The organism is Pseudoxanthomonas mexicana, assembly GCF_001556105.1.
GTDB lineage: Bacteria > Pseudomonadota > Gammaproteobacteria > Xanthomonadales > Xanthomonadaceae > Pseudoxanthomonas_A > Pseudoxanthomonas_A mexicana_A.
The window spans coordinates 143,852-165,688 of record NZ_LSIF01000065.1; the positions used below are offsets into that span (position 1 = coordinate 143,852).

Sequence of the window (21,837 nt, forward strand, 5' to 3'; positions counted from 1 at the left end):
GGCCTCGTGCTTTTCCGGTCACACCGTTGTGGGAGCGCCACTGACGCGGCCGACAACACCGCGCCCGCAGCGTTTACCATCGCCCCATGCCCAGCACCCCCGCCTTCGTCCTCGACGCCCTGATCTTCATCGGTCTCGCCTGGGTCGCCTGGCGCGCGCTGGGGCGGTCGATCCCGATCGCGGTCATCCCCATCATCATCGGCCTGCTGCTGGCGGCCACCGGCGCGCTGCCGGCCGGCTGGGGCGTACCGTCGAAGCTCGGCGACCAGATCGGCTTCGTCGGCGTGCTGCTGCTCGCGTTCACCGCCGGCCTGGAAACGCGGCAGTCGGCGCACCTGCCCACGGCCGCCGACGCCACCCCGCTGCCGCGCACGCAGGCGCTGCGCTTCGTCGCCAGCGCGGGCATGGCGCTGCTGCTGCCGTTCGCGCTCGGCACGCTGGCCGCGCACTACTACTTCACCGGCCTGCCGGGCTGGGAAGCGCCCAAGGGCGGCGCGTGGATGGGCGCGCTGGCGATCGGCCTGTGCATCGCGGTCAGCGCGCTGCCGGTGCTGATCGGCATCGTGCGCGAACTCGGCCCGCTGCATCGTCCGCTGACGCAGCTCGCGCTGCGCATCGCGGTGATCGACGACGCCGTGCTGTGGATCGGTCTCGCCGTGTTGCTGCTGGCGGCCGAAGGCGGCTCGCTGCTGGCCGGTGCCTCGTGGTCGACCGTGCTCGCGGTCGGCGTCGTCGCCGTGCTCGCCGTTGCCGGAACGCTGGCCCAGCGCCTGCACCGCGACCCGCCGACCTGGGCCATCTGGCTGATGCTGCCGCTGTTCCTGGTGGCCGGCGCGTGGGCCAGTTCGCAGTTCGGCCTGCATGCGCTGCTCGGCGCCTACTTCGGTGGCGCGATGGTGCCGCCGGCCTGGACGAAGCGGCTGCCCGTCGAACGCATGGGCCAGCTTGCGCTGATCGGACTGGCGCCGCTGTTCTTCGGCCACAGCGGCCTGAAGATCGACGGCAGCGTGCTGGGCTGGGCCTCGTTGCAGGCGTCGCTGGCTCTATTGGTACTCGCTGTCGTGGCGAAGCTGGTCGCGGTGCTGCTGTGTCCGCCGGCTTCCACGCTGTCGCGCCGCGAAGCGCTCGCGGTCGGCGCACTGCTGCAATGCAAGGGGCTGATGGAAATCGTCGCCGCCACCATCCTGCGCGACCATGGCCTGCTGTCGGAGCACGCGTTCGCCGCGTTGGTCACGCTGGCCGTGCTGTCGACGCTGCTGACCGGGCCGTTCTTCCGCGCACTCGTGCGACGTCACGCGCAGGCCGATACCGGCGCACGCCAGGCCGTGTAGCGCGCTTCACGCGTCCAGGTAGGGGCGCGAGGTCTCCGTCAGCCACGCCATGAAGGCCTGCACGCGTTGCGGCAGGTGCCGCCGGTGCGCATACAGCAGCGTCACCGGCATCGGTTCGGCGCGGTACTGCGGCAGCACGTCCACCAGCTGCCCCTGCTCGATCAGCGTGCGCAGCCCGGCCATCGGCGCCTGGATCAGGCCCAGCCCGGCCACGCACGCCGCTTCGTAGGCGTCGGAACTGTTGACCGTCAGCGCGCCGTCCATCGGCACGCTGGCGAACTGCGCGCCGTCCCAGTATTCCCAGCCATCCGGCTTGCCGCCGAAGGTGCTGGCGTAGTGGATCAGCCGATGCGTGCGCAGGTCCTCCGGTGACGCCGGCATGCCGTGGCGCTGCAGGTAGGCCGGACTGGCGCAGGTCACCACGCGCAACTGGCCGAGCGGCCGCGCGATCAGGCTGGTGTCGGCCAACGTGCCCACGCGCAGCACGCAGTCGAAGCCCTCGCGCACCACGTCGACGCGCCGGTCGGTGCAGCTCAGTTCCAGTTCCAGCTGCGGGTGCGCCTGCAGGAACTCCGGCAGGTGCGGCAATACGAAATGGCGGGCAAACCGCGCCGGCATGTCCACGCGCAAACGGCCCCGCAATGCCTGCGGCGTGCGCGCGAACAGGTGCTGCACCTCGTCCATGTCGGCCAGCAGGTCGCGACAGCGTTCGTAGAACGCCTGCCCGTCCTGGGTCATCTGCACGCGCCGGGTGGTCCGGTGCAGCAGTTGCGTACCCAGCCAGCCTTCCAGCTGCTGCACGGCCGTGGACACACTGGCCTTGGGCATGCCCAGGCTGTCGGCCGCACGGGTAAAGCTGGCCATCTCGGCCACCCGCATGAAGGCCTGCATGGCATCGAGGCGATTCATCACGGCTCCGGCGATTGTTCGCCAGTGACGAACGGTCCAATCAGTCTAAGCCGATTTATCCGCCCATGGCCGCCCAATACAGTACCGGCACGGTGTCGCCACCGCCTTCCCCGACTGGAGTCCTGCCATGACCACACACCTCGCCCCCCTCACCCTGATCACCGGCGGCAGTCGCGGCCTCGGCCGCGCGATGGCTATCGCCGTCGCCCGCCAGGGCCATGACGTACTGCTGACCTACCGCAACCAGCAGGCCGAAGCCGCGTCCGTCGTCGCGGAGATCGAAGCCCTCGGCCGGCGCGCCGCCGCGTTGCCGCTGGATGTGGGCCACAGCGACACCTTCGACGCCTTTACCGCTGCCGTGCGTGCGCAACTCGGCGCGTGGGGCCGCGAACGGTTCGACCACCTGGTCAACAACGCCGGCATGGGCGTGCACGCGGGTTTCGCCGAGACGACGCGTGAACAATTCGATGCACTGGTCGACGTCCACTTCAAGGGCCCGTTCTTCCTGACCCAGACGCTGCTGCCACTGATCGCCGATGGCGGTCGCATCGTCAACATCTCGTCCGGCCTCGCCCGTTTCGCACTTCCCGGCTACGCCGCCTACGCGGCAATGAAGGGCGCGATGGAAGTGCTGACCCGCTACCAGGCCAAGGAACTCGGCGCGCGCGGCATCGCGGTGAACATCATCGCGCCCGGCGCGATCGAAACCGACTTCGGCGGCGGCGCCGTGCGCGACAACGCGCAGCTCAACGCCTTCGTCGCCGCGCAGACCGCGCTCGGCCGCGTCGGGCTGCCGGACGATATCGGCGGCGCGGTAGCCGTGCTGTTGTCGCCGGGTGCGGGCTGGGTCAACGCCCAGCGCATCGAAGCCTCGGGCGGCATGTTCGTGTAAGCCACCGTATCGCCTATCGCGCGACATCCCCTCTCCCTGCGTCAGCGGGGAGAGGGTGCCGAAGGCGGGTGAGGGGCGAACGGAGGCGCGAGGCAATCCGAACATCACGATAGTGCCGCGTTCGGCGCTCGCCCCTCATCCGCCCTCCGGGCACCTTCTCCCCGCCTAGCGGGGAGAAGGATTCAGAACTCGATCTTCACCGACGCCGCACTGCGCTTCGCCTCACCGTGGAAGACCGCTTCGATGTTGTTGCCATCCGGGTCCAGCACGAATGCAGCGTAGTAACCGGGGTGATAAGGCCGCTCCCCCGGCGCACCGTTGTCGGTGCCGCCGTTCGCCAGCGCCGCCTGGTGGAAGGCGTCGACCATCGCCTTGTCCTGCGCCTGGAACGCCAGGTGATGGCGGCCAGTCAACGCGCCCTGCGCCGCTTCGCTGCCGGCGGTGGAGACGAACAGCTCGTCCGCCCAGAAATAGCCCTCGTCCTCGCCGCCCATCGGCACGCCGAGCACATCGAACACGGCGGTGTAGAACCGCTGGCTCGCCTTCAGGTCGCGGACGACCAGCTGGATGTGGTCGATCAGGCGACCGCGATGCAATTCCTGGGTTTCCATGGCGTGATCCTCGAATTGGGAGCCGACAGTGATGACATAGAACGCGGACAGCGAGTGTCCGCAACGGAGCGTCTGCACCGCGTTAACGCCGCCTGCACGCGCCATGGCGGACGCTGCCGCTCGCCAGCCATCACGAGCCAGCCCGCATGCCCGAGTCCATCTACGACGCCCTGCACGAAAGCCACGAAGCGCAGCGCTCGCTGTGCCGTCGCATGCTGCGATCGAAACCCGGCACGCGCGAGCGGCTGGACCTGTTCACCGCCCTGCGCATCGAACTGGCCGCGCATGCCGCCGCCGAGGAACGCTTCCTCTACGCGCCGATCCTGATGGACGACCGCGGGCTCAACTCCTCGCGCCACGCGCTGCACGAACACCACGAGATCGACGAACTGGTCGAGGACATCCAGTCGCTGGATCCCCGCTACACCGCGTGGCTGAAGAAGGCGCGCGAACTGTCGGGAAAGGTGCATCACCACCTGCGCGAGGAAGAGAAGAAATTCTTCCAGGTCTCCGGCCGCATCCTCAGCACGACCAGGAAAGTACAGCTCGCGCGCCAGTACCGCCGCGACTACGCGCGCATGCGCAAGGCACTGGAAGCGGAGTAAGCCGCAGCACGCTACGCATTCTTTACGGCATCGGCGGGAAAACCGCGTAGCGGCGTTATGCGCGCGACACCTATCGTGGCCACACCGCACCGCCGTGCGCCACGACCCGCTCCATGTCCATCCTGATCCTCCGCGGCCCGCACGCAGGTGCGGCAGCCGGTTCACCGCCTCACTTCGCTTCGACTGACCACGACCTGCGCCTGCGCGCCCATTCGGCTGGCCACGCGCTGCACTGCCGTGCCTTCGACAGCCTGCGCGACCTGCTGCCCCGCCTGCGCCAGGTGCGCCAGGTGCGCCGGCAGGATGGCATGGTGCTGATCGATGCGGGCGACCTCGCCGTCGACAGCCCCGACGACGCGCACGCGCTCCGCGATGCGCTGGATGCCCTGCCCGTTCCCTACATCGAGCTGCACGACGATGCCGCGCATGCGCTTGAACCGCGCGTGCAGCCGCAACATCCCCCGCTGGTCACGGTGATCCTGCGCGACGACCTGCCGCACGCCTACACGATGGCGCTGGCCATCGCCTTGCGCCGCGTCGATCACCCCGAACCGACGGCCCCCCTCCATGCCTGAGCAGGAATCCCTCATGTCCATCCTCGTGATCCGTGGTCCAGAGCACCACGACGGACTGACGTCGCCGCCGATGCCGTTGCCACCGTCCATCCTCGGCGCCCTCGTGCAACGCGCCGGCTGCGCCGGCCAGACGCTGGCCGTGCGCAGCTGCGGCTCCACCACCGAAGTCCTCAACGCACTGCGCCTGGCCAACGAATGGGGCGTACGTGCGACCCTGCTCGATCCCGGTTCGCTGTCCGATCACCCGCTGCTGCAGCGCGCGGTACAGGGCCTGGCGCATCCCTACGTGGAGGTGCATGACGATCTCGGCGGGCATGAAGCCACCCTGCCCGCGTCCACCGGCCGGCGCCTCGCGGTGATCGAAGGCTACGGCGCACGCAGCTATGCGCTGGCGCTGGAGATCGCGCTGGAGCGACTCGGCCATGCGGAATGCGAATGCGATGTGCACGTCGGCACCTGACGGAGACGACGCGTCGCCGCGCCACTACTTCGCCGACTACGAGGTCTACCAGGACGGCGTCGCCATCGCCTGGGGCCAGGTGACGCACAGCGCGGCGCGCGGCGTCGACGGCGATCCCGATGCACTCGTCGCGGCCCTGCGTGCACGGGCATCGCGCACGCATGACGTCGATGCCGGCGTCATCCGCCTGCGCTGCGTTCACCGGCTGTAATCCACCGCGCTGTCATCCGGACGTCATCGCCACCGCGTACCGTGCCGCCCTTTCCGGGGACAGGACGGGACGTTGGCCGAACAGGCGATCAGGGCACTGACGCGCGTCTTCACCGACGAAGCGCCGGCGCTGCGCGGCTTCTTCGCGCGCCGTGGCGCCAACGACGAGACCGAGGACCTGGTGCAGGAGACCTACCTGCGCCTGCTTCGCGCGCACCAGGGCAGCGGCGAACGCATCGTCAACCCCGAAGCCTATCTGTACACCGTCGCCACCAACCTGGCGCGCGAGCAGGCCGCACGCCGGCAACGCTTGCCCGTCCCCATCGAAGACGTCGAACAGGTGGCCGCGCTGATGACCAGTCCGGAAGGCGTCGAGGATGCGACCGACCGCGCGCAGCGCCGCCAGCACATGCAGGCCTTGCTCGCCGGCCTGCCGGCGCGGACGCGCGCGGTGCTGGTCATGCAGTACCGCGATGGACTGACCTACCGCCAGATCGCCGAGCGCATGGGCGTGTCCTCGCACATGGTGAAGAAGCACGTGGTGCGCGGACTGGCCGTCTGCCGGCGCGCGGTCGGGGACGCGCCGTGAGCATCCCGATGTTCGGTCGGACCACGGCCACGGAAGCCGCCGCGCAGTGGCATCTGCTGCAGCGCGAAGGCGCGCTGAGCGCGGCCGACCAACAGCGTTTCATGGACTGGCTGGTCGCCTCGCCCGACCATCTGCGCGAGTATCTGGCCATGGCGCGTGTGGTCGCCGAACTCGGCGATGCACTGCACGACCTGCCCGCGGACGACGACGTCGATGCGATCATCGCCGGCCAGCGTCCGGAGGCCGGCAACGTGATCGCGTTCGGCCGCCCACGCCGTGCGGCACCGGCATCGCCGGAGGTCGTGCGTCGCGGCCGGATGCGACGCGTGGCCGTCGCGGCCGTGCTGCTGGTGGGTATCGGGGTTGGGCTGCACGCCGCGCTGCCGACGCGGAACACCTATGCCGCCCCGCATGGGGCTCCGCGGGTGTTCACGCTGGACGACGGCACCGTGCTGCATCTCAACGCGGAAAGCACCGCCTCGGTGTCGCTGAGCCTGTTCCAGCGACGTGTCGAGCTGGCGAGCGGCCAGGCCAGCTTCGTCGTCGCGCCGGACCGCCGTCCCTTCACCGTGCACGCCGCCGGCCTGGAAGTGCGCGACATCGGTACGACGTTCGATGTCTCGCTGCAGCGCGACCAGGCCCGCTTCGGCGTCACCGAGGGGCGCATCCAGGTGATCGACGAGGCGGGCGACGGTCCGCTGCTGGCCGACCTGCGGGCGGGACAGGCCGCGCGCATCGCGCACGAGGATCGTCGCGTGCAGGTCACCCGCGAAGATGCCGACGTGCTGACCGCATGGTGGGAACGCCGGGTCGTCTTCCGCAACGAACCGCTGCGCGAGATCGCCGACCGCTTCAACCGCATGAACCGCGTGCAGCTGCAGGTGGACGACCCCACGGCCGGCGCGTTGCGCCTGACCGGCAACCTGCAGGCGAACGATCTCGACTCGCTGCGCGCCTTCCTCGACGAACAACCCACGCTGGCCACCACCCTGCAGGCGGGCGAGATCCGCGTGCACTCGCGTCCTGCATCGGTATCGATCGTGCGCTGAGCGGGCGCTGTAAGAAAAAATTCACGAAGAAACCGGTGCCCGATCTTCTTCGTGCGGAATCGTAGGAAGCGTGAGCGCGCGGCGATCGCGACGCCACCACCCCACCCCACCGGACCCCATGATGCGCCGACTCCTCGTTCTTTCCATCGCCCTCGCCCTGCAGACCGCGACCGCCACCGTCGCCGCCCGGCAGACGAACGTCGCGACCGACGCCATCCCCGCGCAATCCCTCGACAGCGCGCTCAACACGCTGTCGCGGCAGACCGGCCTGCAGTTCGTCTACAACGCACAGTCCGGCAATCCGCGTACGCGCGCGGTGCCCGCCGGGCTATCGTCCGACCAGGCGCTGGCGCACCTGCTGGAAGGCACCGGCCTGCGCTTCCGCTATCTCAACGCCGGCACCGTGACCATCGAAGCCGACAGCGCCACGACGCCGGCCGCACCGGCTGCACCCACGCAGACGCCGGCGCCGACGGCCTCCGCGGCCAGCCCAACGACGCAAGCCGTCGACGCGCAGGAACTGGACAGCGTGGAAGTGGTCGGCAGCTACAGCCGCAGCCTGGAACAGGCGGTCGACCTGAAGCGCTACACGGTCGGCTTCTCCGATTCCATCGTCGCCACCGACGTCGCGGATTTCCCCGAACAGAATCTCGCCGAAGCGTTGCAGCGCATGCCCGGCGTGACCATCGAGCGCAACAAGGGCATGGGCAGCAAGGTCAACGTCCGCGGCCTGCCCTCGGAGTACACCCACGTCTCCATCAACGACCTCGCGACGGCCTCCGGCAGCGGCGGACGCGATGTCGAGTTCGACCTGTTCGCCTCCGAGATCATCCAGCAGGTCACGGTGCAGAAGTCACCGACGGCCGCCGACGAGGAAGGCGGCATCGCCGGCTCGGTGAAGATCTCCACCGCGCGCCCGTTCGACTACAACGACCGCAAGCTGGTGCTCTCCGCCGAAGGCGCGCACAACTCGATTTCCAGGGAGACCGACCCCAAGTTCGCCTTCCTCGCCAGCGACACCTGGGGCGACTGGGGCGCACTGGTGTCGTTCTCGTATGCGCAGCGCACCAACCGCACCGATTCCACCTCGGGCATCAACTTCCGCCCGATGTCGCGCTTCCTCGGTGCCTCCGGTACGCGCGGTTCGCAGGCCGAAGCGGTGATCGAGCGGGATACCGGCCGGGTCATCGACAACCGCGCCGACACCGCCGAGAGCAACCTGATCGTGTTCCAGGACAAGGTGGGCGACCGCGTCTACCTCAACGACCAGAAGAAGTGGGGCGCCACCACCTCGCTGCAGTACCGGCCCAGCCGCACCTTCAGCCTGACCTTCGACGCCATGGTCGGCGGCTACGACACCACCGAGGACGAATACGACGCCGCGGCGTACTCCGCGTCCAGCCGCAGTACGCTGGACACGATCTACGAATACGACGACACCACGCTGTCCGACTACGGCATGCTGGTGCTGCGCGACGTGTCGTACACCGCCACCCAGCACGAGTTCCTCAGCAAGGAACGCATCAACGAAACCGCCTACGGCCAGTACAGCCTCGCGCTGGACTGGAACAACGACCTCTGGGACATCGACGCCATGGTCGGCTACTCCGGCGCCGAGAAGACGCTGGACTACTCCAACCTGAAGCATGTCGCCTACGCGCCGTCGCGCACGCGCTGGACCGGCCGTAGCGGCGAGACGATCCCCAGCGCCACGTCCAACGGCTTCGACATGTACAACTCGCCCTCGCGCTACCTGTTCGAGGCTTACGAGACCACGCTGGAAAAGATCAACGACGACAAGTACGCCGCGAAGCTGGACGTCACGCGCAAGCTCGACCTGCCGTTCCTGCCCGCACTGCGCAGCGTGCAGTTCGGTGGCCGCTACACCGACCGCAGCAAGGAACGCCAGTACGGCGAGCTGAAGATCACCGGCCCGTCCGCCGGGGACACGTCGTGGGTCAACACCCGCACGCTGGCCGACAGCCCGCTGCAGGGGATCGGCGACATCGTCCCCGGTGGCGCCTACAGCGTGAAGGACCTCGACTGGCAACAGGTCTCCAACGACTTCGCACGCGGCTACTTCCGCTATCCCGGCTTCTACACACCGTTCGACAACGCCCAGTACTACCGCGTCGACGAAGGCGTCGCCGCCCTGTACGCGATGACCAACTTCGACTTCAGCCTGGGTCGCGTGCCGGTGACGGTGAACGCCGGCGCGCGTTACGTCGACACCTCGGTGACCTCGTTCGGCTACCACCCGGTGCAGAATCCCGACGGCAGCACCGGCTACAGCGGCACGCCCGTGTCCAGCGACGGCGGATACAGCGACGTACTGCCCAGCTTCAACCTGACCGCGGAACTCGCCGATGGCCTGCTGCTGCGCGCCGCCGGCTCCGAAACGCTGATCCGCCCCGCGCTGACCGATGTCGCCTACAAGCGCACGGCGAGTTGGAGTTCGTTCCGCTTCACCGACGGCAACCCGGACCTGAAGCCGACCTACGCCAGGCAGGCGGAAATCGGCCTGGAGAAGTACCTGGACAACGGCGGCCTGCTGGCGGCGTCGTACTTCCGCAAAAGGATCGATGGCGTGGTGGTCAACGCGCTGACCGGCGTGGTCGAGGACGTCGCCGTCTACAACGCCAACGGCACGCTCAACGGCTACTACGACTTCGACGTCTACCAGCCGGTGAACGCCAAGGGCTCGTACGACGTCCAAGGCATCGAGCTGATCGCGAACCTGCCGCTGGCCGCGCTGCATGCGTCGCTGGACGGCTTCGGCATCAACGCCAACTACACGATGCTGGACAGCTCGCTGGCGGGCGAATCCGACCTCGGCATCCGCACGCCGATGCCGGGCCTGTCCGAGAAGAGCTGGAACCTGACCGCGTACTACGAGCATGCACGCTTCGACGCCCGCATGTCCTACAACAGCAAGAGTGCATACGTGGAATCGATCGGCTACAACATGTATCCGATCTGGCGCGATGCCTATGGCCAGCTGGACGTGTCGATCGGCTACCGCATCAACGACCACCTCAAGGTGAGCCTGAAGGGCATCAACCTGACCGACGAAGCCACCAGCGGCTACACGATGGATCCGTCGTTCCCGACGATGTACGAGAAGTCAGGCCGACGCATCAGCCTCGGCCTGCGTGCCGATTTCTGAGCCCCTGCGTCGCTCCCAGGGGCGACGCATGCCTTCCCCGCCTGGCCACTTCAGCAGTGGCCCGGCACGTGCGGCGCGGTCTTCCGTGCCGCCCCCAGGAGTATCGATGCCGCGTCCCCTGTTCTGCCTCGCCCTGCTGGCCCTTCCCACCTTCGCGCTCGCGGCCGATGACCACGGTCGTCGCTGGCAACCCGGCGATCATCACGTGCACAGCGAGTGGAGCGTGGACTGGGACAGCACTACCACGCCGCCCACGCCGGTGCGCGGCGGCGATTCGCCCTACACGCGCAGCGACAACGCGCGCCAGGCATCGAAGTTCGGATTGACGTGGATGGTGCACACCGACCACGGTGGTCCCGGCCATTCGGCGGTGACGCGCGACCACGCCTTTCCCGCGCTGGAACAGGCGCGTCGCGACGTTCCCGCGCTGATCCAGTTCAACGGCATGGAGTTCGACGTGCCGGCCGCGGAACACGCATCGCTGATCATTGCGCCGAGCGCGCGCGAACGCGACGAACTGGTCGAGATCGAGCGCCGCTTCAGCCGCAGCGAACCGGTCGACGGCGTGCCGCGCGACGACGGCCAGACCATGCTCGACGCGCTGGCGCACATGCGCGACCTGCCTTCGCCACCGCTGATGTTCGTCAACCATCCCTCGCGCACCGCCACCGGCGTGGGCGTCTGGGGCAAGGTCGATCCCCTCGAACTGCGCGGCTGGCACGACCGCGCACCGCGTGTGCTGGTCGGCATGGAGGGCGCGCCCGGCCACCAGGCGATCCGCAGCGAGCGCGGTCTCTACCGCAACAAGGCGGCGCCGACGTTCGGCGGCTTCGACCAGATGACCACGCAGGTCGGCGGCGTGTGGGACACGCTGCTGGCCGAGGGACGGCGCTTCTGGATCACCGCGAGTTCCGATTCGCACGTCAACCTGCGCGACGGCGGACGCGACTATGACCCGGGCGAATACAGCAAGACCTACGTGTGGGCGCGGCCCGACGCCGACGACATCCTCGATGGTCTTCGCCACGGCCGCATGTTCGCGGTCACCGGCGATCTGATCGATGCGCTCGAACTGACGGTGCGCCAACCCGGCCACCCCACGCGCCAGGCGACGCTCGGCGAAACACTCGCACTGCCTGCAGGCGCGACGATGCGCATCGAACTGCGCGTGCGGCAGCCCGGTCGACCCAATCCCCATGGCGATCGGCCCGCGCTGGCGCAGATGGAACTCATCGTCGGCACGCCCGGCGACGACGGTACGCCGGTGATGCAGACCCGTCGCTGGACGCCGGACCGCTGGCGCAACGAGGCCGCGTGGCGCGTCGCCACGTGGGAACTGCCGGTACCCGCGCGCGGTGCGTTCGTGCGTGCGCGCGGCGGCAGCACGCAGGACACCACGCCGCTTCCCGACGTGCCCGGCGAGGATCCGTGGCAGGACCTCTGGTTCTATTCCAATCCGGTCTTCATCGGCACGGCAGGGTCGAACGGCGCCGCGGCGGGGCGCTGACGCCAGGACAGCACGCGTTCACGCCACGGTGTGATCGCGTGCGCAGTTCGTCCGCTTCCCGCGCTTCGCGTTGACGCGATCTTTGCGAACCGCACGCGATACTGCGGGCGTGGTCGGTGCTGCAGCAGCAGCCTGCCGGATCCAGCTGGAACAGCCACGGCGACCACACGGATACCGTTGTACGAAGCCCTAGCTTCGTCCAGCCTGGCTGCACGTGCGTCCCCTCCGATAGGATCGCTGGCGCGGTATCCGCTTCACCGGTGCAGGACAACGAAACGCATGGCCTCAGCCACGCGTTTCGTTCCTGTGTGCAGCGCCGCTTTGCGGGCACGGTAATCCGACGCGCCCGGTACGTGATCCACCGTAGGCGGCCCTGTTCCAGCGCGCTCCGTGCATGGGATGGCGCGCGGCGATGCGCGCGCGCCGCCCTCATCCGCGCAGATCGACGTCCGCCACCTTGTCCTGGTAATCCTCTTTCGGATCGACACCGAGCAGCAGCTTCACGCCGGCCAGCAGGCTCTGCTCGTTCAGCCAGATTTCCGCGTGTTCGGGATCGAAGCGCAGCAACGCCAGCTTCGGATCTTCCTTGCCCCCTTCGTACCAGGCGGCGACGAACGGATTCCACAGGCGTTCGATCACGGCACGGTCGTCGTCGCGCACGACCGATCCCTGCAGGCTGGCGAAGATATCGTGCCCCATCGACGCGAACGTGGCGACGGCGCGCTGTGGCGTGCGCGTGCGTTGCGCCAGCAGGTTGTCCGTCGCGGTGAAGATCCACAACGGCCCCCGCCCCTCGTGCTCGAGCAACGCGGTCATCGGCCGCGTGTGTCCATCCTCGCCACCATCGAGTCCGATCATCACCGTCCGGTCGGACTTGATCGCCTTCCACAGCTTCCTTTCCAGTTCCTCGGGGGTATGCATGGCGTGCTCCGATGAGGGGATGCGCAGACGGTAGGCGGGGCGATGTGGTGTCGCCGTCAAGAACGCGCAATGCCCGTCAGCCCGCCCTCATCTTCGTTATGCGCACGTCACGGCTTCCGAACCGCTGCATGAACGCGCAACGTCGAACAGTGGATTTTTCACCGCTCGTTCGCATCCCGCCGCGCAGGCTGGCACCGCGATACCCACCCAGGAGATCCATCATGACGACCTCACGCATCCTACTGTCGCTCGGCTTGCTGTCGGTGATGTCCGCCGCCGGGGCGCAGGCCTATGGTCCACAGGACGAAGGCCGCCGTTTCAGCGACGGCAGCAAGGTCGAATGCCGCAACGTGGAAGTGCAGAAGAACAGCCGTGACCCGAATCGCGTGGCCGGCACCGCCATCGGTGCCGTCGTCGGCGGCCTGCTGGGCAACCAGGTGGGCAGCGGCAACGGCAAGAAGGTCGCCACGGTCGGCGGTGCCATCGCCGGCGGCGCGATCGGCCGCAAGGTGCAGGGCAACAGCCAGGAACACAAGGGCAACCGCGTCGTCGAACGTCGTTGCGAGCGCGTCTACCGCTAAGCGCGCCTGCTCCCCGGGACAGGTGCCGGCGCCCGCAGCCCCTGGCTGCGGGCGCTTCTTTTTGTCCGCTGAGGACCGCCGTGCCTGTCGCTAGCCGTGCGTCCCGGACGCGGCGGGCAACGCATGCAGCACCTGGTCGGACATCTCCTCGACCGCACGCGGCTTGCCGATGTAGTAGCCCTGCAGGCGGCTGCATCCCATCGACGCCAGCATCTGTTTCTGCTCCAGGGTCTCGACGCCTTCGGCCACCACTTCCATGCCCAGTTGCTGGCCGAGCATCACCACCGACTGCACGATCGCCGCATGCCGCGAGCCGGTGGTCATCTGCCGCACGAACTGGCGATCGATCTTCAGTTCGTGCGCCGGCAGGTAGGCCAGGTAGGACAGGCTGGAATAGCCGGTACCGAAATCGTCCACCGAGATGCGCGCACCCACCGCCACCAGCTGCGTCAGCACTTCGACCGTGCGCTCGGGTTCCAGCATCGCCATCGACTCGGTGATCTCCAGCGTCAATGCGCCGGGCGGCAGGCCATGCCGGCGCATCGCCGAGGCCACCTGCGCCACCAGGTAATCGCCGCGCACCTGCACCGGCGACAGGTTCACCGACACCGTCGGCACGCGCGCACCGGCGCGACGCCACGCCGCCCATTGGCGGCAGGCTTCATCCAGCACCCACTGGCCGAGGTCGACGATCAGGCCCACGCGCTCGGCCAGCGCGATGAAGCGGTCCGGCATCACCAGCCCCAGGCGCGGATGCTGCCAGCGCACCAGCGCCTCCATGCCCGCCATGCCGTTGTCCAGCGCGCGCACCTGCGGCTGGTAATGCAGCACCAGCTGCCGGCGTTCCAGCGCCTTGCGCAGTTCATAGGTGAGCTGCAGCTGGCCCTGAACTTCATCGCCCATCGATGGCGCATACAGTGCCAGCCCGTTGCGGCCGGCCTGCTTGATGTAATACATCGCCGCGTCCGCGTGCGCGATCAAGGCCTGCGCGTCTTCGCCATCGCCGGGATACAGCGCGATGCCGACGCTGGCGCTGACCACCACGTCGTCGTTCTCCGCCAGCCGCGCCGATTCGGCCAGGCTGGCAAGCAGGCGTTCGCCGCGTGCGGTGGCGTCGCCCGCCTGCGATACCGTCGTGACCACGACGAACTCGTCGCCGCCCAGGCGCGCCACCGTGTCGCCGGGCAATGCCGTGCGCTGCATGGTGTCGGCCACGCGCACCAGCAGCGCATCGCCCACGTGGTGGCCGAAGGCATCGTTGACGCCCTTGAAGCCGTCCAGGTCGATGAACAGCACGGCGAAGCGGTCGCCCTGCAGCTGCGCCTGCAGGATGCGGTCCTGCAAGGCATCGATCAGCAGCAGCCGGTTCGGCAACCCGGTCAGCGCGTCGTGCATCGCCAGGTGGGTCAGTTGCCGGTTGGCCTGCTGCAGCGAATCGGACAGGCGCGCGGTGCGGTCATGCAGCAGCCGGTCCAGCGCGCTCGCCCCGATCGCGGTGCCCAGCACGGCGGCGTTCACCACCACCACCAGCCACGCCAGCGAATCCGGCGACAGCCCGTCACGCAGCGCGGCGCTGCAGATCGAACCGGCGGGAAAGTGCGCCGCGGCCATGCCCGTGTAGTGCATGCCGACGATGGCCACGCCCATCACGCCGGCGGCGAGCAGGCGGTGCAGGCGTTCGTGGTGCGCGTTGTCGCGCAGGCGATACGCGATGGCCAGCGCCGCACCGGCGGCGACGATGGCGATCAGCAACGACGCGCCGAACCACAGCGGCCGGTAGATGATCTCCGGGTTCATCCGCATCGCCGCCATGCCGATGTAATGCATCGCCGCGATGCCCAGCCCCATCACCACCGCGCCGCTGAGCAGGCGCAGCCGAGTGACATGGTCGCGGGTGACCAGCCACAGCGCGTAGCCGCTGGCGGCGACCGCCAGCAGCAGCGACAGCACGGTGATGCCGATGTCGTAGCCCAGCCGGATCGGCAGGCGCAGCGCCAGCATGCCGATGAAGTGCATCGACCACACGCCGATGCCCATCGCCAGCGCACCGCCGGCCAGCCACCAGCGGCGGGCGACCGGGTCGCTGGCGCGGATGCGTCCGGTGGTCTTCAGCGCGGCATACGAGGCCACGACGGCCACGGCGAACGACGTGACCACCAGTTCCGGCACATAGGTCGCAACAAGCCCTGCTTCCATGGAACGTCCCTGGCACTCCTCTTCTGACAGCTTCAACGGCGTGGCCATTCAAGAATGAAGGCGTGCGCCGACAACCGGCGTCAGCGTGATCCATTGTGCGGACCCTGTCACATAACGACCGCTGCGCATGCCGCGGCGGCGGCGATGCCGGGCGTATGTGCGCCGTCCTTGCCCTCGCCTCCGCCCCCGCGTATAACGCCCGTTATAACGCTTGGAGGCATCCCGTGAAGCTCAAGATCACCACCATCGGCAATTCCGCCGGCGTCATCCTGCCCCGCGAGCTGCTGGCACGCCTGCGCCTGGAGAAGGGCGACGAACTTCACGCGCTGGAAACCCCTGACGGCATCCGCCTGACCGTCTACGACCCCACGGTGGCCGAGCAGATGGAGATCGCCGAGCAGGTGATGCGGGAGCGCCGCACCCTGCTCAACAAGCTCGCACAGTAGGAGCGGCCATGATCACCTGGATCAGCAGGACGCTGGCCCTCGCCATCCACGACCGGCAACTCGCCGAACATGGTGGCGGCACAGGCGTGCGCGACGAAGGACTGCTCGAATCCGCGCTTGCACGCCCACAGCAGTTGTTCGCATACGGCGACCCCACTCCGGATCTGGCGCAGCTCGCGGCAAGCGTGGCGCACGGCCTTGCGCGCAATCATCCTTTCGTCGACGGCAACAAGCGCACCGCGGCGGTCGCCTGCGAAGTCTTCATCGTGCTCAATGGTGGCAGGCTCAGTGCGACGGACGTTGAGCTCTACCCACAGTACCTGGGACTCTCCGAAGGCTCGATCAGCGAGACCGGGTTCGCCGACTGGCTGCGCCCGCGCATCGCGATGGCGGCGACCGGCAAGGTGCAGGAATCGCCGGCACGTTACGCGCGCTGACGGCTCAATGCTTCGTCAGGCAACGTGATCCGCAGGGTGGGCTCCGTCGGTCGCAACGGAGCGCACCCATGCCGGCATTCGTCAATGCGGCTTCTGCCGGTCCAGGGTGAACGCGTCGGCCACCGCATGCTTGGCGCGTTCCCACGTCAGCCGCGAACCGCCGCGCGCGCGATCCCAGCCGCGCTGGAGCTCCGAGGCCAGGCTGTCGTCCCACGTGCGGTCGCTGTACTCGCCGCGCGCATACGTGCCGTAGCGGTAGGCCGAACGGTAGTCGTCGAACGCGTCGCCTTCCTGGCGATACGGTGCCTGCTCGAAGCGCCTGGAGAACGTGTCGTCGCTGCGCGCATAGGCGCCATAGGTGCGGTCGGCGCGTTCCCACGCGTCCTGCACGGCCGGACGTGCGTGCTCCCAGTCCAGCCGCGACTCGCCCCGGCGCTGTTCCCAGCCGGCCTGCAGGCGGCGTTCGGTGTCGTCCCACGACTGTTCCGGATACTCGCCGCGCGCCACCGCACCGGCGTGGTACACGCCTGCGTAGTCGCGCTGGAAATCATGCTCGCTCGAATAATACGGGCGCGTCGGCGCGGTCTCGCGCCAGTAATCGGCTTCACCGGTGGGGTCGATGCGTTCGGCCACGCCCTTGCCGGCGGCGGCACCGATGACGGTACCGGCCGCCGCGCCGATCAGCGTACCGATGGGGCCGAACACCGTGCCGGCCACCGCACCGGCGGCGAGACCACCTGCGGCGCCACCGACGCCGACGCCGACCGGGTGCGAGCCGAGTGCGCCACTGAGGGGGTCACGGTTCGCGTCGCGTTGTGATGTATCGCGTGTCATCTGGGGGATCCTCCGAAGTGGTGAAGCGATGCGACATGCAGCGCCTCATGCCGGCACGAATACGTCGTGCGCGGCGTGACTCCGATCCTCCGCATTGCAGGTGATCACCGCGTGCAGCCGGGTCATGTTGGTGACCACGCCGTGATCGAAACGTGTGGTTTCCGACAACCGCACATGAACTGGTGGCGCATCGCCTCGACGATGCGCCACCTGCATGGCATTGAGGTGCTGCGTCAGGCGACGCGGCGCGGCAGCGTGATCGCGAACGTCGTCGTACCGTCTTCGGAGCGGGCCGTCACGTCGCCACCGTGCGCGGTGGCGATCTAGCGCACGAGGAACAGGCCGAGGCCCAGGCTGGTGTGTTCGCCCTTGTGGGCCGCGTTCGAGCCGCGTCGCAACGGATCGAACAGCGTGTTGAGCGCATCGCCCGACAGGGGCTCGCCTGCATTGCTGACCGCGATCAGCACGTGGTCGGTCTGGCCTGTCAGCGACACGCGGATCTCCGCGCGCTCGTCGCCGTACTTGGCGGCATTGGTCACCAGGTTGTGGATCGCCTCGCGCACACGCGTGTCGTCGAACGCGCCGCGCACCTGCCCCTCCACCTGCAATGCAATGGAGGCCTCGGGCAACCCGGCACGCAGCAGCTCGATCTCCTCGGCGATCGCCTCGCCGAGATCGCAGGCCACGCGCTGCAGTTTCATGCCGCCCCCCAGCGTGCTCTTGCTGTAATCCAGCAAGCCATCCACCAGCCGGCTCAGCTGCACGCCGCCACTGAGGATGCGCTCCGCCTGCCGCGCATGCGGGGTGTCCCTGGTGCGCTCCACCAGCAAGTCCGCCGTGCCGATGACGGCGCTGAGCGGCCCGCGCAGGTCGTGGCCGAGCGCACCGAGGAAGACCTGGCGCCACGATTCGACCGTGCGCGAGAACTCCAGCAGCGATTCGGCCACCGCCTGGTCGATCGCTTCGTTGAAGCGGATCATGTCCTCGATGGAGCCGGTAGCGAGCGTCTGGTCGGCGGCCCACAGGCGCAGCACCGACGCGCGCAGCGCCCGGTACTCCGCGATCATCTGGTTGACGCCGAATCCGTCATCCGCACGCGCCCGGCCGTGGCTGGTCGCCGCCGACTCGGGGCCCACCCTGGCCGGCGCGCGGCCTTCGGCCTTGGCCCGCTGCTGCGCGCTGCTCTGGGCCGTGCGCAGGTCCAGCACGATCGCATCCAGGATCAGCGGGACGTCGTTGCGCAAGGTCTTTTCATCGAACGCGACACCTGCCGGTGCCTGGGTGATGGCGAACTCCACGGCATCATCGAGAATCCGCTCGGTGTTCGCCTGGATGAAATCGGCAAGTCGCATGGGCACTCCTCTTTGCTCCTGTGGCGTGTGGGCGCCTGCGATCATCGGGTCATCCTTCCGTATCGAGGCGGGCGATTTCGTTGTTTCGATTCCGACGCGCGAGTCAGTCGGCGATGCTGCGCGGATCGCGCGGATCATCGATGTGCGCCGGATCCTGCCGAGGCTGGTCCGGTCCGCCGGGTACGTCCTCCGGATCGCCGGGATCACGCGGCTGGGGCGGTGTCTGCGGTTCGTCCGGCGCGTACGGATCACTCGGCGTGCCGGGCACACTCGGCTTGCCCGGTTCGGACGGCGTGCCGGGCGGCGTCGGTTGGCCCGGCGGCGTCGGCGTGCCGGGTGGCGTCGGTGATGGCGTAGTGGCGTTCGTCATGTCGTGCTCCGAGGCGCCGGTGACGGCGCGGTCAGTCTTTCGCGGGTGACGCCTGCGGTGCCGCGCCGGCGCCTGCATCGCCGGACAGCAGCTCGCCCCAGCGCACTTCCACGCCGTTGCGGCGCCCCTTTTCGACCAGTTTCAACCCGTCGGGATCGATGGTCAGCGTGTACGGCTTCTCGCCGATGGTGATTTCGCGTCGCAGGGCTTTGTCGAGTGGCGTCATGGTGCGCTCCTAGATCTGGGCAGGATGGTGGCGGGGTTGGCCTTCGGTCGCGCCCGGCTCGGTGGCCGGATCGTTGCGCGCCTCGTTCGTGCGCTTGCCGCGTGCTTCGCCCGGCAACGGCGGGCCCGCGGGCCGGCGTTGTTGCTCCAGCGGATTCGGCGGGTCGTGCAGCGGCGTGGACAAGGTCTTGGCCATGGGCGCTTCCTCGCGTGTGGAGGTGCAGCCTCGCGTCCGGCCCGTTTGCGGTTCGTGAATACGGGCGTCGGCGTTTCAGCGTCCAGTCACGCAACGGCGCAGGCGACTGGCGCATGAATGCGTGCACACGAACGCGACGGCGTTTTTACATACGCGCTTCCACCATCGCCGCATGCTCTGCCAAGAACGTATCGACGCGCGGTTGTCCGACGCGGAAATCCTGGTCCACACCGGCGCCGATATCGGCGACCCCCACACCTTCCTGCGCGGCTTGTGGACGCAGGTGTACGACAAGGCACCGATGCACCTGCGCTCGGCGATCCTGCGCCGCCTGCATGGCTTGTCGCGCCGGTTGGGCGTCAGCTACGAGCATGGCGCCGATCCCGCCATGCACTGACGCGAGGCTCAGCCCGGCGGTTGCAACCGCGACAGCGCCGCTTCCAGATCCAGCCTGCGGAATGGCTTGGCCAGCACCGGCGTACCGGCGTACTGCGGCGGCAGCCCATCCTGGCCGTAGCCGGTGGTGAAGAGGAACGGCACGCCGCGCACGCGCAGCGCATCGGCGACCGGGAACGATTCGGTGCCCGCCAGGTTCACGTCCACCACGGCGAGATCGACGTCCGTCTCCTTCAACTGCGCCAGCGCGTCATCGACCGAGCCCGCCGTGCCGACCACGTCGTAACCGATCGCCGGCAGCAGGTCTTCCAGCAGCATCACCAGCATCGATTCGTCTTCGACGATGAAGACGCGCTTGGCGGTGGACGGCTCGGTCATGCGTGGGCTCCTTCGTTCGGCAGCGGGGCGGTGATGCGGCAGGCCACGCCGGTCGGCGCGAACGTCAGGGTAACCTCACCGCGCAGGTCATGGCGAAGACCCCGTTCGATCAGGCGCGTGCCGAAGCCGCGCCGCGTGGGCGCGACCACCGGTGGGCCGCCCCGCTCTTCCCAGCACAGCACCAGTCGCGCCTGGCCGCCGTCGGTGTCGCGCGTCCAGTGGATCTCCACGCGCCCCGCCGGCACCGACAGCGCGCCGTACTTGGTGGCGTTGGTGCACAGCTCGTGCAGCGCCATCGACAGCGCCAGCGCACGTTGCGGGTCCAGGTCGACCGCCGGGCCATGGAGGTCGAAGCGACCCGTTTCGTCTTCGCCCGGCGCCACCGCGATGCGCACGATCTCCTCGATCTGCGCGCTTTCCCAGAACTTGCGCGTCAGCACGTCGTGCGCCTGCGCCAGCGCATGCAACCGCGCTTCGAAGCGCTCCGCGGCCAGCGCGGTGTCGCCGCCGTTGCGCAGCGTCTGCACCGCCATCGACTGCACGATGGCCAGCGTGTTCTTGACCCGGTGGTTGAGTTCGTTGACCAGCAGCCGCTGGTGTTCGTCGTGCAGCTTGCGCTCGGTGATGTCGGTGGCGGCCCCGAACCACTCGGTCACCTGCCCGCCCACCGGCCGGATCGGCACCGCACGCGAGGACAGCCAGGCCCATTCGCCGGTGTCGCTGCGCACGCGGTGTTCGGCCTTGTAGGTGGTCTGCGTGGCCTGCGCATGGGCGACCGCTTCACCCACCGCGGCGCGGTCGTCGGGGTGCACCAGCACTTCCAGCCAGTCCGGCGTCAGCGAGCCGTGCCGGCCCAGCAGCAGGCTGCCGCCGACGATGTCGATCTCGGTCCAGTCCTGGTTGGTGCGGTAGACGAGGTCGGTGGTGGCGTTGACCATCGCGGCCAGCCGCTCCTCGCTGCGGCGGCGCGCGTCTTCGTGCTGCTTGCGCTCGGTGACGTCGCGGGTGGTGCCGGCGACGGCCTCGACCTCGCCGTCCGGGCCGATCACCGGCACCAGCAGGTAGTCGTAGATGCGGCGGCCATTGGTGCCGTTGAACGGCACATCGCCGCGCACCGGCCGCCGCGTGGCGACGACCTGGTCGATCTCGCTGTCGTGCATGGCCGCATGCCACGGCTCGTAGCCGATCTCCAGGCAGGTCTTGCCGATCGCCTCGTCCCAGGTCATGCCCCACATCGCCAGCAGCGCGGCATTGGCGTAGGTGAAGCGGTGCTCACGGTCCCACATGTAGACCAGGTCGGGCGTGGTCTGCAGGATGGTTTCGTACAGCCGCAGACGCTGTTCCGAAGACGCATGCGGCCCTGCGGCTGCCGCGGAATGGTCCATGCACGTCCCCAGTTTCGTCGGTGCGTCGAGCTTAGCGGCGGCGCGTGTTGGTGGCCCGTGAAGCCCGCGCATGCGCGACAGGCTGCGGTTAATGCACGAAACGCGCGCGCTCAACACGGCGGGCCAAGGCCCGCCCTACACAAGCAACGGGATGCCTTGCACGTAGGGCGGGCTCAAGCCCGCCATCGCACGGCGCCACGTCGCGTGGGGAAATGA

The 21,837-nt window shown here is 68.7% G+C and carries 26 protein-coding genes and 1 pseudogene; 15 read left to right on the forward strand and 12 right to left on the reverse strand.

Going from position 1 to position 21,837, the window contains the following annotated elements:
• Window positions 1-86 precede the first annotated feature (86 nt).
• On the forward strand, window positions 87-1,331 hold the full coding sequence (locus AX730_RS12315) for a cation:proton antiporter (RefSeq protein ID WP_062356873.1): 1,245 nt from the start codon (window positions 87-89) through the stop codon (window positions 1,329-1,331).
• A 6-nt stretch (window positions 1,332-1,337) separates the two neighbouring features.
• Here AX730_RS12315 and AX730_RS12320 read toward each other — a convergent pair whose 3' ends face one another.
• Window positions 1,338-2,240, reverse strand: coding sequence for a LysR family transcriptional regulator (locus AX730_RS12320; protein WP_198147175.1), 903 nt, complete (start codon window positions 2,238-2,240; stop codon window positions 1,338-1,340).
• A gap of 127 nt (window positions 2,241-2,367) precedes the next feature.
• Between AX730_RS12320 and AX730_RS12325 the strand changes: the two genes are divergently transcribed.
• Window positions 2,368-3,132: an SDR family NAD(P)-dependent oxidoreductase gene (locus AX730_RS12325; RefSeq protein ID WP_062356879.1), complete on the forward strand. Its 765-nt coding sequence runs from the start codon at window positions 2,368-2,370 to the stop codon at window positions 3,130-3,132.
• A 182-nt stretch (window positions 3,133-3,314) separates the two neighbouring features.
• On the opposite strand, the gene AX730_RS12330 is transcribed toward AX730_RS12325, so the two are convergent.
• Entirely contained in the window at window positions 3,315-3,743 is a 429-nt protein-coding gene (locus AX730_RS12330) for a VOC family protein (RefSeq protein WP_062356955.1), read from the reverse strand.
• A gap of 146 nt (window positions 3,744-3,889) precedes the next feature.
• Between AX730_RS12330 and AX730_RS12335 the strand changes: the two genes are divergently transcribed.
• The 8 genes from AX730_RS12335 to AX730_RS12370 all read left to right on the forward strand — a co-directional run bounded on the left by AX730_RS12335 (window position 3,890) and on the right by AX730_RS12370 (window position 11,904).
• Entirely contained in the window at window positions 3,890-4,348 is a 459-nt protein-coding gene (locus AX730_RS12335) for a hemerythrin domain-containing protein (RefSeq protein ID WP_062356881.1), read from the forward strand.
• A gap of 113 nt (window positions 4,349-4,461) precedes the next feature.
• Window positions 4,462-4,923 (forward strand): hypothetical protein, encoded by a 462-nt coding sequence (locus tag AX730_RS12340; RefSeq protein WP_062356884.1) that lies wholly within the window; start codon window positions 4,462-4,464, stop codon window positions 4,921-4,923.
• Between the two features lie 13 nt (window positions 4,924-4,936).
• The gene (locus AX730_RS12345) at window positions 4,937-5,383 is read left to right on the forward strand and encodes a hypothetical protein (RefSeq protein ID WP_062356887.1); all 447 of its coding nucleotides are present in this window, start codon (window positions 4,937-4,939) and stop codon (window positions 5,381-5,383) included.
• The gene (locus AX730_RS12350) at window positions 5,346-5,594 is read left to right on the forward strand and encodes a hypothetical protein (RefSeq protein ID WP_232310243.1); all 249 of its coding nucleotides are present in this window, start codon (window positions 5,346-5,348) and stop codon (window positions 5,592-5,594) included. Before AX730_RS12345 ends, AX730_RS12350 begins: the two co-directional genes overlap by 38 nt.
• 72 nt (window positions 5,595-5,666) lie before the next feature.
• Complete coding sequence (locus AX730_RS12355; RefSeq protein ID WP_062356892.1) at window positions 5,667-6,182, forward strand: RNA polymerase sigma factor; 516 nt, start codon at window positions 5,667-5,669, stop codon at window positions 6,180-6,182.
• On the forward strand, window positions 6,179-7,231 hold the full coding sequence (locus tag AX730_RS12360) for a FecR family protein (protein WP_157074226.1): 1,053 nt from the start codon (window positions 6,179-6,181) through the stop codon (window positions 7,229-7,231). The genes AX730_RS12355 and AX730_RS12360 overlap by 4 nt, the downstream gene beginning before the upstream one ends.
• A gap of 118 nt (window positions 7,232-7,349) precedes the next feature.
• The gene (locus AX730_RS12365) at window positions 7,350-10,397 is read left to right on the forward strand and encodes a TonB-dependent receptor (protein ID WP_232310244.1); all 3,048 of its coding nucleotides are present in this window, start codon (window positions 7,350-7,352) and stop codon (window positions 10,395-10,397) included.
• Between the two features lie 106 nt (window positions 10,398-10,503).
• The gene (locus AX730_RS12370) at window positions 10,504-11,904 is read left to right on the forward strand and encodes a hypothetical protein (RefSeq protein WP_062356897.1); all 1,401 of its coding nucleotides are present in this window, start codon (window positions 10,504-10,506) and stop codon (window positions 11,902-11,904) included.
• Between the two features lie 429 nt (window positions 11,905-12,333).
• Here AX730_RS12370 and AX730_RS12375 read toward each other — a convergent pair whose 3' ends face one another.
• Window positions 12,334-12,825: a pyridoxamine 5'-phosphate oxidase family protein gene (locus tag AX730_RS12375; RefSeq protein WP_062356900.1), complete on the reverse strand. Its 492-nt coding sequence runs from the start codon at window positions 12,823-12,825 to the stop codon at window positions 12,334-12,336.
• Between the two features lie 221 nt (window positions 12,826-13,046).
• Here AX730_RS12375 and AX730_RS12380 point away from each other — a divergent pair, with 221 nt between their 5' ends.
• A complete protein-coding gene (locus AX730_RS12380) occupies window positions 13,047-13,406 on the forward strand; it encodes a glycine zipper 2TM domain-containing protein (RefSeq protein ID WP_062356903.1) in 360 nt (119 codons plus the stop codon).
• Between the two features lie 90 nt (window positions 13,407-13,496).
• On the opposite strand, the gene AX730_RS12385 is transcribed toward AX730_RS12380, so the two are convergent.
• On the reverse strand, window positions 13,497-15,602 hold the full coding sequence (locus tag AX730_RS12385; protein WP_062356960.1) for a putative bifunctional diguanylate cyclase/phosphodiesterase: 2,106 nt from the start codon (window positions 15,600-15,602) through the stop codon (window positions 13,497-13,499).
• 224 nt (window positions 15,603-15,826) lie between these two features.
• On the opposite strand from AX730_RS12385, the gene AX730_RS12390 reads away from it, so the two are divergent.
• Entirely contained in the window at window positions 15,827-16,048 is a 222-nt protein-coding gene (locus tag AX730_RS12390; RefSeq protein ID WP_062356905.1) for an AbrB/MazE/SpoVT family DNA-binding domain-containing protein, read from the forward strand.
• 8 nt (window positions 16,049-16,056) lie between these two features.
• On the forward strand, window positions 16,057-16,485 hold the full coding sequence (locus AX730_RS12395) for a type II toxin-antitoxin system death-on-curing family toxin (RefSeq protein WP_062356908.1): 429 nt from the start codon (window positions 16,057-16,059) through the stop codon (window positions 16,483-16,485).
• 81 nt (window positions 16,486-16,566) lie between these two features.
• On the opposite strand, the gene AX730_RS12400 is transcribed toward AX730_RS12395, so the two are convergent.
• The gene (locus AX730_RS12400; protein ID WP_062356911.1) at window positions 16,567-17,319 is read right to left on the reverse strand and encodes a hypothetical protein; all 753 of its coding nucleotides are present in this window, start codon (window positions 17,317-17,319) and stop codon (window positions 16,567-16,569) included.
• A 174-nt stretch (window positions 17,320-17,493) separates the two neighbouring features.
• Between AX730_RS12400 and AX730_RS19370 the strand changes: the two genes are divergently transcribed.
• Window positions 17,494-17,646 (forward strand): hypothetical protein, encoded by a 153-nt coding sequence (locus AX730_RS19370; RefSeq protein ID WP_232310245.1) that lies wholly within the window; start codon window positions 17,494-17,496, stop codon window positions 17,644-17,646.
• On the opposite strand, the gene AX730_RS12405 is transcribed toward AX730_RS19370, so the two are convergent.
• The 4 genes from AX730_RS12405 to AX730_RS12420 all read right to left on the reverse strand — a co-directional run bounded on the left by AX730_RS12405 (window position 17,643) and on the right by AX730_RS12420 (window position 19,462).
• Entirely contained in the window at window positions 17,643-18,671 is a 1,029-nt protein-coding gene (locus tag AX730_RS12405) for a sensor histidine kinase (RefSeq protein WP_232310246.1), read from the reverse strand. The two genes, AX730_RS19370 and AX730_RS12405, sit on opposite strands and share 4 nt — an antisense overlap.
• 103 nt (window positions 18,672-18,774) lie before the next feature.
• A complete protein-coding gene (locus AX730_RS19480; protein WP_062356913.1) occupies window positions 18,775-19,041 on the reverse strand; it encodes a hypothetical protein in 267 nt (88 codons plus the stop codon).
• A 31-nt stretch (window positions 19,042-19,072) separates the two neighbouring features.
• Window positions 19,073-19,267 (reverse strand): hypothetical protein, encoded by a 195-nt coding sequence (locus tag AX730_RS12415; protein WP_062356916.1) that lies wholly within the window; start codon window positions 19,265-19,267, stop codon window positions 19,073-19,075.
• A gap of 9 nt (window positions 19,268-19,276) precedes the next feature.
• Window positions 19,277-19,462, reverse strand: a complete 186-nt coding sequence (locus AX730_RS12420; protein ID WP_062356919.1) for a hypothetical protein — start codon at window positions 19,460-19,462, stop codon at window positions 19,277-19,279.
• A gap of 172 nt (window positions 19,463-19,634) precedes the next feature.
• Between AX730_RS12420 and AX730_RS12425 the strand changes: the two genes are divergently transcribed.
• Window positions 19,635-19,859, forward strand: coding sequence for a hypothetical protein (locus tag AX730_RS12425; RefSeq protein ID WP_062356923.1), 225 nt, complete (start codon window positions 19,635-19,637; stop codon window positions 19,857-19,859).
• Between the two features lie 8 nt (window positions 19,860-19,867).
• Here the strand turns inward: AX730_RS12425 and AX730_RS12430 are convergent, their stop codons facing one another.
• The 3 genes and pseudogenes from AX730_RS12430 to AX730_RS19380 form a co-directional block, all read right to left on the reverse strand.
• Window positions 19,868-20,236: a response regulator gene (locus AX730_RS12430; protein WP_062356926.1), complete on the reverse strand. Its 369-nt coding sequence runs from the start codon at window positions 20,234-20,236 to the stop codon at window positions 19,868-19,870.
• Window positions 20,233-21,174: a sensor histidine kinase gene (locus tag AX730_RS12435; protein WP_232310250.1), complete on the reverse strand. Its 942-nt coding sequence runs from the start codon at window positions 21,172-21,174 to the stop codon at window positions 20,233-20,235. Before AX730_RS12435 ends, AX730_RS12430 begins: the two co-directional genes overlap by 4 nt.
• 36 nt (window positions 21,175-21,210) lie before the next feature.
• Window positions 21,211-21,621 (reverse strand): annotated as a pseudogene (locus tag AX730_RS19380) (PAS domain-containing protein); the annotation flags it as partial.
• Window positions 21,622-21,837: the final 216 nt, after the last annotated feature.

Bases quoted from the DNA above. Each gene is read 5' to 3' on its own strand.
- AX730_RS12315 (WP_062356873.1), top strand. From the start codon at position 87: ATGCCCAGCACCCCCGCCTTCGTCCTCGACGCCCTGATCTTCATCGGT.
- AX730_RS12320 (WP_198147175.1), bottom strand. From the start codon at position 2,240: ATGAATCGCCTCGATGCCATGCAGGCCTTCATGCGGGTGGCCGAGATG.
- AX730_RS12325 (WP_062356879.1), top strand. From the start codon at position 2,368: ATGACCACACACCTCGCCCCCCTCACCCTGATCACCGGCGGCAGTCGC.
- AX730_RS12330 (WP_062356955.1), bottom strand. From the start codon at position 3,743: ATGGAAACCCAGGAATTGCATCGCGGTCGCCTGATCGACCACATCCAG.
- AX730_RS12335 (WP_062356881.1), top strand. From the start codon at position 3,890: ATGCCCGAGTCCATCTACGACGCCCTGCACGAAAGCCACGAAGCGCAG.
- AX730_RS12340 (WP_062356884.1), top strand. From the start codon at position 4,462: ATGTCCATCCTGATCCTCCGCGGCCCGCACGCAGGTGCGGCAGCCGGT.
- AX730_RS12345 (WP_062356887.1), top strand. From the start codon at position 4,937: ATGTCCATCCTCGTGATCCGTGGTCCAGAGCACCACGACGGACTGACG.
- AX730_RS12350 (WP_232310243.1), top strand. From the start codon at position 5,346: ATGCGGAATGCGAATGCGATGTGCACGTCGGCACCTGACGGAGACGAC.
- AX730_RS12365 (WP_232310244.1), top strand. From the start codon at position 7,350: ATGATGCGCCGACTCCTCGTTCTTTCCATCGCCCTCGCCCTGCAGACC.
- AX730_RS12370 (WP_062356897.1), top strand. From the start codon at position 10,504: ATGCCGCGTCCCCTGTTCTGCCTCGCCCTGCTGGCCCTTCCCACCTTC.
- AX730_RS12375 (WP_062356900.1), bottom strand. From the start codon at position 12,825: ATGCATACCCCCGAGGAACTGGAAAGGAAGCTGTGGAAGGCGATCAAG.
- AX730_RS12380 (WP_062356903.1), top strand. From the start codon at position 13,047: ATGACGACCTCACGCATCCTACTGTCGCTCGGCTTGCTGTCGGTGATG.
- AX730_RS12385 (WP_062356960.1), bottom strand. From the start codon at position 15,602: ATGGAAGCAGGGCTTGTTGCGACCTATGTGCCGGAACTGGTGGTCACG.
- AX730_RS12395 (WP_062356908.1), top strand. From the start codon at position 16,057: ATGATCACCTGGATCAGCAGGACGCTGGCCCTCGCCATCCACGACCGG.
- AX730_RS12400 (WP_062356911.1), bottom strand. From the start codon at position 17,319: ATGACACGCGATACATCACAACGCGACGCGAACCGTGACCCCCTCAGT.
- AX730_RS19370 (WP_232310245.1), top strand. From the start codon at position 17,494: ATGAACTGGTGGCGCATCGCCTCGACGATGCGCCACCTGCATGGCATT.
- AX730_RS12405 (WP_232310246.1), bottom strand. From the start codon at position 18,671: ATGCGACTTGCCGATTTCATCCAGGCGAACACCGAGCGGATTCTCGAT.
- AX730_RS19480 (WP_062356913.1), bottom strand. From the start codon at position 19,041: ATGACGAACGCCACTACGCCATCACCGACGCCACCCGGCACGCCGACG.
- AX730_RS12415 (WP_062356916.1), bottom strand. From the start codon at position 19,267: ATGACGCCACTCGACAAAGCCCTGCGACGCGAAATCACCATCGGCGAG.
- AX730_RS12420 (WP_062356919.1), bottom strand. From the start codon at position 19,462: ATGGCCAAGACCTTGTCCACGCCGCTGCACGACCCGCCGAATCCGCTG.
- AX730_RS12425 (WP_062356923.1), top strand. From the start codon at position 19,635: ATGCTCTGCCAAGAACGTATCGACGCGCGGTTGTCCGACGCGGAAATC.
- AX730_RS12430 (WP_062356926.1), bottom strand. From the start codon at position 20,236: ATGACCGAGCCGTCCACCGCCAAGCGCGTCTTCATCGTCGAAGACGAA.
- AX730_RS12435 (WP_232310250.1), bottom strand. From the start codon at position 21,174: ATGGTCAACGCCACCACCGACCTCGTCTACCGCACCAACCAGGACTGG.